Source organism: Candidatus Margulisiibacteriota bacterium (assembly GCA_041650855.1).
Classification (GTDB): Bacteria; Margulisbacteria; WOR-1; order O2-12-FULL-45-9; family XYB2-FULL-48-7; genus JALOPZ01.
This window is the reverse complement of the sequence record JBAZKJ010000002.1, coordinates 455,137-469,660: the sequence shown is the minus strand read 5'-3', so window position 1 is coordinate 469,660 and position 14,524 is coordinate 455,137. Positions and strand designations below refer to the sequence as shown.

At 58.5% G+C, this 14,524-nt stretch carries 11 protein-coding genes; 1 reads left to right on the top strand and 10 read right to left on the bottom strand.

What is annotated here, in order from left to right:
* Positions 1-19: 19 nt before the first annotated feature.
* From WC529_07155 to WC529_07130, 6 genes are read right to left on the bottom strand one after another with little or no spacing between them, the layout of a single operon-like run.
* Positions 20-421 carry an Rrf2 family transcriptional regulator gene (locus WC529_07155; GenBank protein MFA5114052.1) on the bottom strand — a complete coding sequence of 134 codons (402 nt, stop codon included), beginning with the start codon at positions 419-421 and terminating at the stop codon, positions 20-22.
* Between the two features lie 57 nt (positions 422-478).
* The gene (locus WC529_07150; GenBank protein MFA5114051.1) at positions 479-2,530 is read right to left on the bottom strand and encodes a glycoside hydrolase family 99-like domain-containing protein; all 2,052 of its coding nucleotides are present in this window, start codon (positions 2,528-2,530) and stop codon (positions 479-481) included.
* Positions 2,527-3,486: a class I SAM-dependent methyltransferase gene (locus tag WC529_07145; GenBank protein MFA5114050.1), complete on the bottom strand. Its 960-nt coding sequence runs from the start codon at positions 3,484-3,486 to the stop codon at positions 2,527-2,529. Before WC529_07145 ends, WC529_07150 begins: the two co-directional genes overlap by 4 nt.
* A 12-nt stretch (positions 3,487-3,498) precedes the next feature.
* Positions 3,499-4,506, bottom strand: coding sequence for a radical SAM protein (locus tag WC529_07140; GenBank protein ID MFA5114049.1), 1,008 nt, complete (start codon positions 4,504-4,506; stop codon positions 3,499-3,501).
* 1 nt (position 4,507) lies between these two features.
* A complete protein-coding gene (locus WC529_07135; GenBank protein MFA5114048.1) occupies positions 4,508-5,155 on the bottom strand; it encodes a CmcI family methyltransferase in 648 nt (215 codons plus the stop codon).
* Positions 5,156-6,010: a TylF/MycF/NovP-related O-methyltransferase gene (locus tag WC529_07130; GenBank protein ID MFA5114047.1), complete on the bottom strand. Its 855-nt coding sequence runs from the start codon at positions 6,008-6,010 to the stop codon at positions 5,156-5,158.
* Between the two features lie 56 nt (positions 6,011-6,066).
* Here WC529_07130 and WC529_07125 point away from each other — a divergent pair, with 56 nt between their 5' ends.
* On the top strand, positions 6,067-6,912 hold the full coding sequence (locus WC529_07125; GenBank protein MFA5114046.1) for a sulfotransferase family 2 domain-containing protein: 846 nt from the start codon (positions 6,067-6,069) through the stop codon (positions 6,910-6,912).
* On the opposite strand, the gene WC529_07120 is transcribed toward WC529_07125, so the two are convergent.
* The 4 genes from WC529_07120 to WC529_07105 are packed head-to-tail and all read right to left on the bottom strand — an operon-like array spanning position 6,878 to position 14,502.
* On the bottom strand, positions 6,878-11,839 hold the full coding sequence (locus WC529_07120; protein MFA5114045.1) for a glycoside hydrolase family 99-like domain-containing protein: 4,962 nt from the start codon (positions 11,837-11,839) through the stop codon (positions 6,878-6,880). The genes WC529_07125 and WC529_07120 overlap by 35 nt on opposite strands.
* Positions 11,836-12,588: a hypothetical protein gene (locus WC529_07115; protein MFA5114044.1), complete on the bottom strand. Its 753-nt coding sequence runs from the start codon at positions 12,586-12,588 to the stop codon at positions 11,836-11,838. Before WC529_07115 ends, WC529_07120 begins: the two co-directional genes overlap by 4 nt.
* Positions 12,585-13,592 carry a glycosyltransferase family 1 protein gene (locus WC529_07110; protein ID MFA5114043.1) on the bottom strand — a complete coding sequence of 336 codons (1,008 nt, stop codon included), beginning with the start codon at positions 13,590-13,592 and terminating at the stop codon, positions 12,585-12,587. The genes WC529_07115 and WC529_07110 overlap by 4 nt, the downstream gene beginning before the upstream one ends.
* Complete coding sequence (locus tag WC529_07105) at positions 13,585-14,502, bottom strand: GSCFA domain-containing protein (GenBank protein MFA5114042.1); 918 nt, start codon at positions 14,500-14,502, stop codon at positions 13,585-13,587. The genes WC529_07110 and WC529_07105 overlap by 8 nt, the downstream gene beginning before the upstream one ends.
* Positions 14,503-14,524 lie beyond the last annotated feature (22 nt).

Below are 14,524 nucleotides of genomic sequence, written 5' to 3'. Positions count from 1 at the left end.
CTTCTTACCTCTCCTTTACCTATATTAATTCGGCCAGGGTCAATTTTTCCATCCGCCGGGCGACATAATCGCGGATCTCGCGGAAGACGGCAATGATCTTGCGCTCCTTTTCGAGCGGCGAACGGGCGTAAAAATACTTGCTGACCGATTCGACCGGCGCCAGCGCGCCGTCCATCAGGCGGATCACCGCGGCGATCTTGATCTGCCCGGCGGGCCGGGCCAGGCGATAGCCCCCCTCTTTCCCTCTCTTGCTCTTAATAAAATGGTTGTTCTTGAGCACCACGAACAGCTGTTCCAGGTATTTGTGCGGCAGGGAGTATTTGGCGCAGACTTCTTCGGTGGTGGTGAACCCCTTTTTAGCCCGGCGCGCCAGGTGGATCAGGGCGAGGATCGAGTATTCGCTTTTGGTGGTAAGTTTCATATCCCTACTTATCCTGTAGGGATTATATGGTTAAGCGGTTATTTTGTCAAGCCAGTTTCAGGACAGCGCCTTCTTCAGTTTCAGCCGGAACCAGCTCTTCTGCAAGATGGAAGCGATGTACGAATCCGGCACCAGGCGGCCGCGCTGGATCTCCCGGCGTTTGCGGAGGATCACGCCGAGGCGGGAGAGAAAAACGGTCTTGGCCCGCAGGTAGCTGAAGAGCCGCCGCTGCCGGATAGCGTAGACCAGCGCCCCCAGGTTAAAGATAAAATGCAGCGCCGCGTACTTGGCCAGCAGGCGGGTCGGCATATTCTTGAAATAGACGTATTCGACGTTCCGCTGGCTCAAATAGACGTAATTGGCGCTCAATTGGCCGATCGTGGCGGAAACTTTGTGGTAGACGATCGCTTCCGGCACGTAAAGGCACTTATACCCCGCCAGCTGGGCGCGAAAGCTGAGATCGACGTCTTCATGGCTGAAAAACAGGTCTTCATCGAGCAAACCGACCCGCTCGAACAACTCCCGCCGGTAGATCGAGGAAGAAGCCGACGCGCCGAAAACGTAGCGCCGCTGCGCGTAAGCACCCGGCGTCCTGACCCCGTGCCCGATCTTATGCGGCGTGCCGGCGATGGTGTAACTGTCGCCGGCGGTGTCGATCTTGACGCGGTCATCGGCAAAATAGACCCGCGACGCGCAAAAACCGGCTTCCGGGTCGTTATCAAGCGCCGTCTTCAACGCAGCCAACCAATGCCGATCGACCTCGGTGTCGTTGTTCAGCAAAGCGATATAGCGCCCCCGCGCGACCTTGATCCCTTCGTTGCAGGCGCGGGCGAACAGGTGGTTCTTGTCCAGGACGATATACCTGACCGCCGGATATTTGCCCCGGACCAGCGCCGCGCTCCCGTCGGTCGAAGCGTTATCGACGACGATGATCTCAAAATCAAAATCGGCCGCCTGCGCGCAAAGCGTCTCCAGGCAGCGGTCGAGCAACGAGGCCTTGTTGTAATGCGGGATCACGACCGACACGGCGATCGTCTTTTCTGCCGTGCCGGTTAAAGCGTCCCGGGTCGCCTCCAGATAGGCCCGGCCGAATTTCCGGTCCGGCTCGAGATAGCAGCCCTCGCCCCATTCGTTCCAGGCGTTGACAAAAAGGAGCCGTTCCTCACCAGAAAACGTCCGGCAGGTATTTTGCAACATCTTTTCCAGGAACTCGCGGTATTTGGCGGGGGTGCTGCCATGGTAAATATGCGCCGGTATATTGCGCCGCCGCGCGCTGTTATCCCAGCCGGGAAAAACGCCCCGGAACCGTTTGTAACCGACGTCCGGCTTATTCAGCATGTTCCGGACAACGGTATCGTAATAAAAGACCCGGTTATCCGCGTAACCTTTCCTGGTAAGGTCCTGACCGAACAGCGGCTGCCCAACCGAACGCGCGTCGGGCGCGAACTCGATCGTCGCGTCAAACCCCTTGACCAGCCCGTAACCGTTGCCGCCGAAATTATTCTCCACGTTGACCAGGTAAAGGCCAGGCAATCCCGCCCCGGCCGCCGCCCCACGCCAAACGGCAGCCGTCCGCTCCGGGTCGGGCAAACACTGGGCCAAATGCACCGCAAACAGCGGCTTGCCGTCCACCCGGATATAACGCCGGTCCGCGAAGATCGGTAATAAATAATTAATATGGTTGAGATCGTCGGCCGGGGAGTATTCCTGCTTGAGCAGCATTTCCTCCTCCAGGCCGTCCCAGCGGCGGGTCCAGTTATGGTTCCCCCAGCAAAGGCAAAAAGGGAAGTCCGGTTTCCCGGAAGCGAGCATTTCCCGGAGCGGCAATGCCAGCATCATCTTCCCCATCGTCCAGTAATGGTAATAGCAAAAACCGTATATCCCGTACTCCCTTGCCAGTTGGGCTTGGTTCTCCCGCACCTGCGCCGAGCGGAGGTCGTAGTAACCGAGCTCCGCCGGCACCCGCGGCTGATAGTGCCCCGGGTAGCGGGACTCGGCTTTCTTGACATTGGTCCATTCGGTAAAGCCCTCGCCCCACCAGGCGTCGTTCTCCGGGACCGGGTAGAATTGCGGCAGGTAAAAAGCGATCAGCCGGGCGAGTTCGGTCATCGGCCGGCCAATTTCCCGGCCAGATATTTCTTGAGCTTTTCCCGCGCCGTTCCCGGCGGGGCGATCAGCCGGCTCAGTTTCGACAGCTTGACCGCCAGGCGCCAGTTGGGCGACTCGACGATCTGCCGGAGTTGCTCTTCCCGGCGTCCGAGCAATTTTCGCTGCTCTTCAACGGTCCGGCCAATCTGTTTTCGTTCCGCTTCAAGCTGCGTTAACGCTTCGTTTATTTGCGTTAGTACCCGCTCTTTTTCCCACAAGGTCGGGACCAGCGTGGCCGCTCTTCCGGCCGCGGCAAAAAGCAAAGCAAAGAAACCGTTCTGCCGGGCGGCGGAGAGAAATCCCCGAAACTCCGCGCTCACTTCCGGCCCCACCGCCAGTACGCCGAGGCCGCAACCGTGCTCGAATTCCAGCGACGGATAGCGCGGCGCTATTTCCCCCCAAAGTTTATAGACGCCAAAATCCATCCGCCGGATCTGGGTATCGTGGAAGAGCATTACCCCTTGCTTGCTCATCTTGGGGAACCACGATTCATAGTCGTGTTTGACCGCCTCATACGTGTGATACCCGTCGATATGGAGGAGGTCGATCGAGCCGTCGGGGAACCGGGCCAGCGCTTCGTCGAACGGCATTTTCAGCAAGGTCGAGAAGCCGGCGTAATTTTTCCGCTGGTAGTCAGTCAGCTTGTTATAAACCGAAAGATCATAAGCGCCGTTATGGAGATCTCCTTCCCACGTGTCTATCCCGTAGCATTTCGTTCCGGTCTTTTGTTCTTTGACCGCCTGGCAAAAAACATTGTAGGAACCGCCCCTAAACACGCCAAGCTCGACATAGTTGGCGGGCCGCAGCAGTTCGACCAGGAAAAAGGCGAACGGCAGGTGTTCGTTCCAGGTCGAATCGGCCTGGATCGTCTCCGGCTGCCGGAAAAGCCCGGCGTATCGTTCAATACTGAACGTCATTCGAGGGATCCTTTAACCGACATTTTTCCTCCTGATCAGGCAATCGCTGGACGAACAAACGCAATCGGGCGTTTTCTTTTCGCCATAATTATACAGGTATTCCCGGCAGCGGCGATAGCCCGGGCCGTTCCAGATCGTGACCAGATCATCCGTCAATAAATTGCCGACCTTGCCTTCCGGTCCGTTGACGTCGCAGCAGGGATAAACGTCGCCGTTCCATTGCACGAACATCGCCCGGAAAACGTATCCGCAAAAGCGGTTGTAAAGAGCGGGCTGAAGCAGAACGTCCTCTACGGCGATCGGCAGCGACCGATCCGCCCGGGCGAACGCCGCCGGGTCGGTCCTTTGGACGCAGTCCGAAACGATCCCCGCCCGATGAAGCGACGACCGCCACTCCGGATCGTAGAGAAGCATCGGTTGAAAATCGATCTGCACCCCCAATTCTCCGGCCATCGCCCTGGCCGCTTCCTGCTCATACTCGTTGTAGCAATTGACCAAATAGTTCCAGACCACCAGCGGCGTTTTTAAGCCGAGACGGGACTTAGCCGCCTGGATCCCGGCTATATTTCGCAGGACGAGATCAAAATCGCCGCCGCGGCGATAACGGCCGTAAGTTTCCCGGCTGGCGCCGTCAAGCGCTACCCGCATGACCGACAAGCCCGAGCGGGCCAGCGCTTCAAAGTCGAGATCGGGCAGCGACAGGTTGGTGCTCAAATAGCTGGTTATCCCCTTAGCCGCGGTCAGCTCGATCATCGGGATTATCTCCCGGTTGAGCAGCGGCTCCCCCTGATTGAACATATTGATAAAGGTAGCGACCGGAGCGATCTTATCCAGGATCAGGCGATAATCGGCCAATTTCATGAAACCTTTCGGCCGCTCGTTTTGGCCGCTGCCGGTCGCGCAAAAAGGGCAATGCAAATTGCAGGCATTGGTCGGTTCAATAAAGTACATCGCCGGCAGGTCGCAAGTATAATCGGCGTAAAGCTGCGGCCGGGCCGGCGCGGGCAAAAGGCGTGCCATCTTAGCGCCTCACCAAAAAGCCTTCCGGCGCGAAAGTGAAACCGAACTTTTTTTCCGCCGCGGAGTCGTGCTCATAGTCGCCCGGATATTTGCCGAAGTATACCCTGATCGCTTCCAGCGGCCCGGGACCGAAGTCCGGCAAGACCGGATGTCCGTTAATATTGCCGTCCTCCACAACGAGATAATCCCCCGCCCGCGTCACCGGCCGGAGCGACTCCATTTCCGCCAGCACGTGCGTTTGCGAGTGGTCGCTGTCCAGGATAAAAAAGGCCGGCCCCGGGAACTTCCGGCGCAGGGCAAGGATCTCTTTGGCCACCCGCGGGTCGGTCGACGAGCAGGTCATGGTCTGGATATGTTTGTGCCGGCGGAGCCGCTTTCCGGTCGCCTCATCAATGGTGATATCCACCGTCAGCACCCTGGATCGCTCGTTGATCGCCCGCAGGATCGTGGAAAAATAGAGCGCTGAGCCGCCGTGATGCGTGCCGAACTCGACGAGGAGCGACGGCTTCAGCCGGAAAAGTATCTCCTGGTAGTTCCACATGTCGCTGACCGATTTGAGGCAGTCGACGCCCAGAAAGTTGGTCGCTTGCCAGACCTTGTTATCGTAATACCACTCATGGTAAGCGCGGGTTATTTGTTCGTTGTCCATTTATTCTTTCCTCCAATAGCAGCCGGTCCAATCGATCTTGATCAGTTCCGCTGTTATCCCTCGCGCCGACCGATAATCGTCCACGGCCCGGCGGCACGGTTCGAGTGCCCCATAGTCGTCAATAATACAGAAGCCGCCGCGCGAAAGTTTGGGATACAGGGCATCGAGCGCTTCGATCGTCGAGCCGTACATGTCGCCGTCAAGCCGGATCAAGGCCAGTTTTTTCAGCCGGGGATCGTTCAGGGTGTCCTTGAACCACCCTGCAATGAACGCGACCTGGTCGTCCAGCAAGCCGTAACGGCGGAAGTTGTTCATTACCGCGGCTTTAGATACTTTCAGATATTCAACTGAATGAAGATTGTCCTCTTTATCCAAAGGATGCTCGGCACTGTCCGGTTCAGGCAATCCCTGGAATGAATCAGCGACAAAGACGGTCCGGTCGGTCACGCCGTAGGCCGCCAATATTCCCCGCATAAAGATGCACGCCCCGCCCCGCCAAACGCCGGTCTCGATCAAGTCGCCTTCGATCTTTTCTTTGATGACCGTTTCCACGCAAGCTTGCAAGTTATCCAGCCGTTTAAGCCCGATCATCGTATCGGCATAGGCCGGCCAGAAACGCCCCTCCGCCCGCGCTTCCGGGGCCACTTTGATGTCTCTGACCACCCGGATATCCCGGTCAAGCGCCGACAGGAGCCGATAGAGCCAGGCAACGATTTTCTGCTTCAGCGGCAGCCGAAATTGGATGTATTCATCCACCGGATGCGGCGGCTCCGGCCAGAGAGTATAGGCCAAGGCTTTCTTTAAAAGATCAAGGTAAAGTCTTATCGGCTGATCATCCATGGTAAGTATCGGCAACCTTCCTTTATGAGGGTTTGAGCTTTATTCATTATTATAATACAATAATACCATAAATGTTCGCTCGCACACCTGAGGCCAACGCAGGTCATCTTGGCAACAGCAAACCGCTGATCTTTGTCCATATCCATAAAACCGGTGGCGTCACGCTGCGCGAAGTTTTATGCCGGCATTTTCCGTCGCGCTCGATTTACACGATTGATCCCCACAATCATACTGTCGATGACTTTTACGCGCTACAGCAAGCAGAGGTCGATGCTATTATGTTCCTGAACGGCCATTTTAACTACGGCCTGCACCAGCGCTTTTCCCGCCCCTGCACTTACTACACCATGCTAAGAGAGCCGGTCAATCGCGTTTTATCGCTGTATTATTATTTACGGAAAAGGAACCCCCTTTTTGGCGACATCAATCTTGAAACGTTCTGCCAGCAAAAATATCATTTCAATCAACAGATCAAGCATATTGCCGGCATCGACCCGAAAAAAATAATCGGCAAAGAAGACTTGGAACTGGCAAAAGACCGTCTGCTGAACGATTACCTGTGTTACGGTCTGACCGAGGAATTCGACCTTTCCCTGCTGTTACTGCAGAAGAGACTAAAGCTGGAACACGTTAATTATGTCAAATTGAATGCCACGAACGCCCGGCCCAAGCTAAACGAAATATCGGACGAAATAATCAAGACCATTCGCCGGAACAATTCTTACGATATCGAGCTCTACGAGTACGCCAAGGAACGTTTTTACGACCAGGCGGATTGTCGGGAGATATTACGCGGCAACCATTTAAACCTGTTTCGGTTTAGGAACTGCTTCACCACCCTGTCCCATAAGGCCAGAAGGGCCGCCACCTGGCCGTTCAAGATCATTGCCAATCGTATCTTCCCCCCAAGAAATTGAATAACGCTTCGTTATAAGGCCGGTAAAATTCCGCCAGCATTTTGGCCGTTGCCGGGTCGATCTTGGCCTGCCGGTACTTCCCCTGTTGGCGGTCGGTCAGCAGCTTTTCATTCCATTTACATTTCGGCAAGCCCAGGAATTCAACTATCTCGTCCAGGACCCGGGTCCGTTCCCGCCGCAGCCGCCCGCTTTCCAGGATCAACAGCTGCTGCCGGGGAAAATATTTCAGATAGTTCTCGATCTGTTCCAGATACAAACCCATCGGCAGGTAAACCCGGTCCGGCCGTGAGCGGGGGATAGGCGCACCCTGCCCGATCGCGTCCAGTTCGTCGCGAACAACCCGGTCGAAATCGCGCTGTTCAGCCAGTTCAGCGTGTTCTCCATGCCCGATAAAGTTGTGGTACATATTCCATTGGGAAAAAACCCGCTCGACCGGATCGCGCAAAACCATGATCAACTTCATCTCGGGATTATATTGCCGGATCCTTTCGGCGGCTTTGGGGTTGCAAAGGTAGCCGACCGACGCCTCAAAGGTCAAAGCGTCCCGATTGGCGGAAGTGACCAGCGGAAAGTGCTCATGATACCAGGAATCCCCCTTCGCCAAATTATTACCGTCGCAGAAATAACAGACCTCTTTTTTCAGCGCCGGCACGATCAGCGGATGCTGCGGCAGATAGTGGAAAAGCGCGTGCGTCCCCCCTTTTTGCGTCCCGATTATCAGGAAGGTCGGCTTTAGATGCGTAGCCGGCAGAATAGGCTTTGACCCGGCCTCTCCCGTATTGGCCCGCCGCGTCTCTTCCAGGTAAGCGTGGCCGTAGCGCCGGTCCGGCTCCAGATAGTTCCCCTCCGCCCATTCGTTCCAGGCGTTGATGAAAACGATCCGCTTGTCCGGTGTCCGGTCCGCCAGACCGGCGATCGTCGCTTTCAACCAGCTGCCGTACTGTGCCGGTGACGAGTGCTCTACGACCAGGCCGTCGCGCCCTTTGCGCGGCGTATTGTCCCAGCGCGGAAAGACACCGGGATAGTACGGATACGATCGCTCCTGGCGACGCAGCATGTAAGGCCAGATCCGCCGGTAATCCCAAACCTGGACGCCGAATAAAAACCGCTTAAATTTAGCGGACAGTCTCTCCAGCCAGGAGCGCCGTTCGTTAAGCACCGCGCCGCATTTCCGCCAGTTTGGCTGGAACTCGACCGCCGCGTCAAACCCCCAGCGGCGGGGATCGACGCCGTAAGTACCGGTCGTTTCGATCGAGATCAGGTAAAGCCCGGGCAAACCGCTCTCCCTGGCCAGTTCCCGCCATAAGGCGATCAGCCGCTTGATCTCCGGTATCTGGTCCGCCCGGTAGATCAAAAAGACCGGCTTCCCGTCGATCTTGATCGCGCGCGGATCGCGCAGCGCCGGGAGCAGCCAGGCAAAATGGCGCCGGCCGTCATCGTCGCCGCCGTACGCCTGCTCCTGCAGGACGTCGAGATTTTCGCCGGTCCAGCGCCGCGACCACGGCTCGTTCGCCCAGGCCAGGCAGAACGGCAGGTCCGGTTTGCCCGACGAGATCATTTCCAGTACCGGCCGCTCCAGCAAGAGTTTGCCGTTGAACCAGTAGTGCCAGTAGCAAAACCCTTCCAGTCCGTATTGTTTCGCCAGCGCGGCTTGCTTTTCTCGGACTTCCGGCACGCGCAGATCGTAAAAACCGAGGTCGGTCGGCGTCTTGGGCTGGGCGTGCCGCGGAAAGAGCGGCCGGGCATTCATCACGTTGCGCCACTCCGTAAATCCCTCACCCCACCATTTGTCGTTCTCCGGGATCGGGTGGAACTGCGGCAGGAAAAAAGCGATCAGCCTGGCGGCTGTTCCGGCGCCGGACGCGCCTTCTCCTTCGGCCGCTCCGGCGTTAACATTCCGCAGCACGGCGGCCACTGCTTGGCGCGCCGCTTCCGGGGAAAAATGCCGCCGGACATTCTCCAGACCGCCTTGCGACAACCTGTGCCAAAGCAGTTCGTCGTTGTACAAACGGGTGACCGCGGCGGCAAACTCGGCCGGCCTTTCCGCGGTCAGCACGTCCTCGCCCGGCGTCAGGTTCATCCCTTCGGCGGCAAGCGGCGTAGCGACCACCGGCACGCCGTAAGCCATGCTCAGGTTGATCTTCCCCTTGACCCCCGCCCCGAAACGGAGCGGCGCGACCGACAACCGGCAGCGCTCGAGATACGGAGCGATATCGGGCACCTGGCCGGCGATGATCACCCGCTCCGCAGCTAGGGCGAGCAGCTCCGGCGGGGGATTACCGCCGATAACGAACAGTTTGACGCCGGGCAGCTTCCCGCTGACCAGCGGCCAGACCTCTTTAAGAAAATAGAGCATGGCGTCCAGGTTTGGCGCGTGGCGAAATCCGCCGACGAAAAAGAGGTCGCGGCGCTCGCCGAAAGGCGCGCCCCGGCCGACGACTTCCTGGATCGTCGGAACGACCTCAACTCGGATCCCCAGCCCCTCCCGCTCGATCAGCTCTTGCTCATGGCGGCTGACGACCAGGGTCACATCGGCCCTGAGCGCGACCCCCAGCTCCCGCTGTTTGAGCGATCCCGCCAGGCGCCGGCGTTCCGGATCGCCGCTCAGCTCCGCCCCCCGCGTTTCGCGCAGGTAATGGAGATCGACCGTGTCAAAGATGATCCGCGCCCGGCTGCAATATTCCCGGACCAGATCGATGTAGTGCTCCGCTACGCTGACCCGGCTGAGCAGCACGACGTCAAAGGCCGGTCCGTACTGCCGCAAATAGCCGGCTAACCGGCCGTTGTACCTTTCCGCCAGCACTTCTACCCCCAGATCATTCAGCGCCCTGACATAATCGGCCGGATAATAGCGGTTATGCGGGAAAAAAGATATCTTGTATCCCAGCTCCCCGGCTAGCTTCAGGAGGTGCCACATCCGGAGCGAGCCGGCATCCTGGTCCGGCAGACAGACCGTCTCGTCGATCACTAACAGCCGCTGCGCGACCGCGCGATCCCTTTCCCGCTCAAGCGGGGAACCGGGTTCGCCATGGCGCGCCAGAGCGGCCCGCCATTTCACGACGAATTTTTCCCGGTTCAGGAGCTGATAACGTTTGACGCCGGCGGCCGTGTCCGTGCCGCAGGAAACCCCTTCGAAATGGACGATCTCCGCGTTCGGCTGGTAATAGACCTTCTTGCCGGCGCTCCGGACCTTGAACGCAAGATCGACATCTTCGTAATAAGCCGGACTGTAATTAACGTCGTACTTGCCGACCGCGAGAAAAAGAGCGCGCGGCAGCATGACGCAAGCCCCGGAGCAGTAATCAACTTCCCGAGCGTAATTGTATTCCGGCCGTCCGGGATCGTCCCCCCGGCCGTAGTTCGCGGCCGAGCCGTCGCGCCAGACGATCCCCCCCGCCTCCAGCAAACGGCCGTCGGGAGAGAGGAACTTGGCGCCGACCAGACCGGCAGCCGGATAAGTAGCAAAGGTTTTCAGCAGCCGGTCCAACCATCCCGGCAAGACCAAGGTGTCGTTGTTCAAAAAGAGCAGATATTCGCCGGCCGCGTGCTCCGCCGCCAGGTTGCAGGAATACAAATATCCCCGGTTGCTTTGGTTGCGCAGCACGCGCAGGCCCTTGACCGTGGCCAGCACCGCCGCGGTCTGGTCGGTGGAAGCATCGTCCACCATGATGATCTCGTAACCGAGCCGCTCGTCGGTCCGCTCCTTGATGGCCCGCAAACAGTTAAAAGTGTATTCCAGCTTATTATGGACCGGGATAATGATCGAGACCCGCGGTTTATCCGCGGCGGCGAACTCCAGCGGCTGACGGCCGATCTCCGCCAAAGACACCCTGGCGGCCAGCGCCTGCTGCACTGCCGAGCCTAACGCCAGGCCCGGTTTCGGCTCCATAACCCGGCGCGCGGCACCGATCCCCCAGCGGACCAAACGGAGGGCTAAACGCGCTAAGCGAGACAACCCCTGTTTAGCGGAACGAGCCGGGCCCGTCAGCCGCCACGAGAGAGAATGCGTCAACAGCTCCATCTCCCCGACCTTGTTTCTCTGGGCAATGACCTCTTTTCTCAAGTCGCTGACCGCTTCCGCCAGTTCCGGAAAATAGAATTCGGCGCGGGCGGCGGCATATTCAGCCCTGATCCCATCCAGCACGGCCTCTGTTCCGCCGGTGCTGTCCGGCCGCGCCATGGCCAGCAGCGCCCGGTAAGACGCGGTAACATAAGGGAGATCGCCGGCGTCGGTACTTTGCGAACGTTCGTCATGGTGCTTCAGGCTCGGTTCCAGGAACCGCCTGACCCCGCCCAGCGCGCCCGTCAGTTCGTTGGGGAATTCCAGCCCAAATTGCGCGGCCAACGCGCTGATCGTGCCGGACGGGTCTGCCAGCAGGTCGTTGAACGAGACCATGACCCGGCGGCAGCCGCGGCTGCGCAGTTCCGCTTCCAGCATGTAGTTCAGCCAGAGCGCGGCGGACTTGGCCGGCGAAAAACCGTTCCTTTTTTGCAGCGAGCCGAAGACCTCCAGCGGATGGCGAAGCGGGATAATGAACAGCGGCTCAATCGCCAGTTCAGCCAGCGCTTCCAGCCAGAGCGGCAGGAGCAGGCAAATGCGGGGGTCCTTGATCACGAACAACCCGGCGCCGCTGAATTCGCTCTGGATCACTGCCCGGAGCGCTTGCCGGCAGTCGGCCAGCGTCTCGCTTTCCCACCATCTGTCCGGCAGGGGGAACGGGCTATCCCAGGCGGAACCGAGCTTTTTCAGGATCCGTTCGTTCACCTGGTAAACGCTCTCGTTCTCGTAAAAACCCCGCTCGTTCTCCGCCAGCGGGGTCATGATGTTCTTCCCCAGGTCGCAGCCCAAAAGCGACAGGGTACCGGCAAAAGCGGATGTTCCGCTCCGGTGCATCCCTAAAACGATTATCGCCTGTTGCTTGCTCATGTCAGCGGTTGGTCATACTCCGGAAATAGCTTAAAGAGAAGACTCTCTTTCTGTCTGACCTGCTCGTACAGCTTTCGGTCGTAATACTGCCGCCAGCCGGCCTTCCCCTGCCGCGCCGGCGTCGCGTTGCTCCGTTCTTCGGCCAGAATAAAACGAATATCCTCGTCATTATAATCCATTTTTTGCAGGTATTCGTAGAGCTGGCGATTAAGGTCTTCCGTGCGCAGAAAAGTGACCGCGGCCAGGCCAAGATCGGCCTCGCCCAGCTCGCGGATGGCCCGCCGCGGATCGCGGGCAAAGAACTGGATAAAGGCGTAGCTGATCATCCCGATGTCCGCCGTTAAAAGCTCATGGTCGGTCCGGCTCCTGATATCGTAAATATTGATGAACTCGACGTATTCCGCAAAAGTGAGGTCGGGAAAACGCGGAAAGCGCTCCTTGATCTCGGGCAGGAACCGCGCCGGCTGCTGCACCCAGTTACGGAACTCGTAGGTGGAAACGTAGCGATCAAAGGGATTGCGAATACAGCTGACGATCGGCTTGGGCCGGTCCTCGGCCGGGATCTGTTCGCAGGTGCCGTGGACGTTATTGACGCCCGCGCCGTCGATCCGCTTCAGGTTCGGCAGGAGCAGTTCGCGGCAAGTGCAGCGCCCCCCGCTCCGCTCGCTTAATTTCTTCAGCGCGCCGGCCACGAACAGGCCGCCGGTCTTGGGAAAATGGAGAAAGACGAACTTGTCGGTGATGATCATCGCCCGGCCCTCAAGCGAAAAAGGGCCGCGTGTTCCCCGGCGCTTTTCTGCCAAGCGAACTGCGCCGCGCGTTCCAGCCCTTTTGCCCTCAGGGCAAGACGCAGCGGCCGATCAGCCGCGATATTTTTCATCGCTCCGGCGATCTCGTTGATCGAGCGCGGGTCGATGAGGAGCGCGGCGGCGCCGGCGACTTCGGCGCAAGCGGTATTGTTGGCCGTGATCACCGGACAGCCGCAGGCCATTGCTTCGACGATCGGCAAGCCGAACGTTTCGTGCAGCGAGGGGAAAACCAGCGCCAGCGCGTTCTGATAAAGCCCGGCTACCTCGCTCCGCCCCAGCGGCTGGCTGACGATCTCGACCCCGGCCGGCACTTGCCCCGGCCGATAACCGAGCGCCACGATCTTAAGCGGCGGCCGCTCACCGGCCGGCAGCCGTTCATAAGCGGCGATCAACCGTTCAAGGTTCTTTTTCGGCTGGTAAGCGGAAACGTGAAGAAGACAGCGTCCGCGCCCGGCCGTATTATCGACGGGACGAAAGAGCTGGTGATCGACGCCATGATAAATGGCGGTAATTAACTTCTCCGGCAGGCCGAGATACCGTTCGGCCTCTTTTTTAGCGTATTCCGAAACGGCGATCACTGCCGAGATCAGCCCTGCTCCCCGGCGCCAGCCTAACCTGGTTTCCCGGCGGGCAAAATAGCCCTTAAGCTGTTGGCGCCAACCCGGGCCGTAACAGTCGCGCAGCGGCAGCGCCAGGTTCGCCGCTCCGTGGAAAGTAACGACCAGCGGCGCCGCGGCGTTCTTAAATATTTCGCTTGGCCCGTTCCGCCCGGCGCTCGGCTGCCAGTAGAGGTCAACGCCAGCCGGCAGCACCGGGCCGGCAAAAGGGACCAGCGCGCAACCGGCTTTGGTCAGTTCCGGCGCCAGCGCGTCGATATAGATCCGGCTGCTGTCCGGCAGCCCGGCGGGATAAAACAGGCCTATCCGCAGGGCTGTTTCAGGCAAAGTACTTCTCCGCCAGGTAGCCGACTATTTTATTAACTGTTTCATCGGTAACATTACGCAGGTTCTTTTCATAGGCTTGCCGATCACCGGCCAGCACGACACACTCGTAGGCCGGGAAATAATCCACAAAAGGGTTATTGCTCACTATTTCCCCGCAAACTGCTCGCAAGACCGACTTGGAATAAGTGTTCGCTACAATCACATCATCGTCCGTAAAGGTCTTCTTGAGCGGGACCGGCGAGGTGGTGACCAGGAACTTGCACTGCGGGCTGTATTTTCTGATCAGTGAGATAGTATTCTGCAGATAATCCCGGCACTGATCGTAACTTAAGCGGACAAAAACAAATCGTTCCTGTTCCCCCGCTATTTTATCGTGCGGATACCTCTGGATGAACAAGCCGGTCTTTTTATCAAACCAGACCTCAACCAATCCTAGCGTGATGACCGCAACTTGTGCAGAAAAAGCCTGGGCCACAACATCGTAGATCTCCTGCCGGCGCGCCAGCGCCCGCTCTTTCGTGACCGGCACATACCCGCCAAGGTGCAGATCGATCGCTCGACCATCGGCCAGAGCATATAATAGGGGTTCCAGTAAAGCGGGCTGGACCCTGCCCCCCGACAACATCACTTGCTCGCACCATTTCAGCTCCTGAAAGATAGTATCCGGAGAAAATTTATTCAGGATACCGTTCGGCCGTATCGTCGGCCCCATTTCTTCGCGTGGTGCGCGGAACAGCAACATCGGGACATTAAAGCCGTAACGCTTTAGGTGTTCCTCGATGTTACGCGCGAAACAGCTGCCAACCGTATAGATCTTATCGCTCTTATTAATACTGAAGGAAGGGACGATCTCGGGTCGGACATCCGGGATCAACCTGGTCCGGGCCTGTTTCCATTCGGAACGGTCCACCTTCCCCTCATTTTCATTGCGC

Coding starts and splice junctions, on each gene's coding strand:
- WC529_07155 (MFA5114052.1), bottom strand. CDS start 421: ATGAAACTTACCACCAAAAGCGAATACTCGATCCTCGCCCTGATCCAC.
- WC529_07150 (MFA5114051.1), bottom strand. CDS start 2,530: ATGACCGAACTCGCCCGGCTGATCGCTTTTTACCTGCCGCAATTCTAC.
- WC529_07145 (MFA5114050.1), bottom strand. CDS start 3,486: ATGACGTTCAGTATTGAACGATACGCCGGGCTTTTCCGGCAGCCGGAG.
- WC529_07140 (MFA5114049.1), bottom strand. CDS start 4,506: ATGGCACGCCTTTTGCCCGCGCCGGCCCGGCCGCAGCTTTACGCCGAT.
- WC529_07135 (MFA5114048.1), bottom strand. CDS start 5,155: ATGGACAACGAACAAATAACCCGCGCTTACCATGAGTGGTATTACGAT.
- WC529_07125 (MFA5114046.1), top strand. CDS start 6,067: ATGTTCGCTCGCACACCTGAGGCCAACGCAGGTCATCTTGGCAACAGC.
- WC529_07120 (MFA5114045.1), bottom strand. CDS start 11,839: ATGAGCAAGCAACAGGCGATAATCGTTTTAGGGATGCACCGGAGCGGA.
- WC529_07115 (MFA5114044.1), bottom strand. CDS start 12,588: ATGATCATCACCGACAAGTTCGTCTTTCTCCATTTTCCCAAGACCGGC.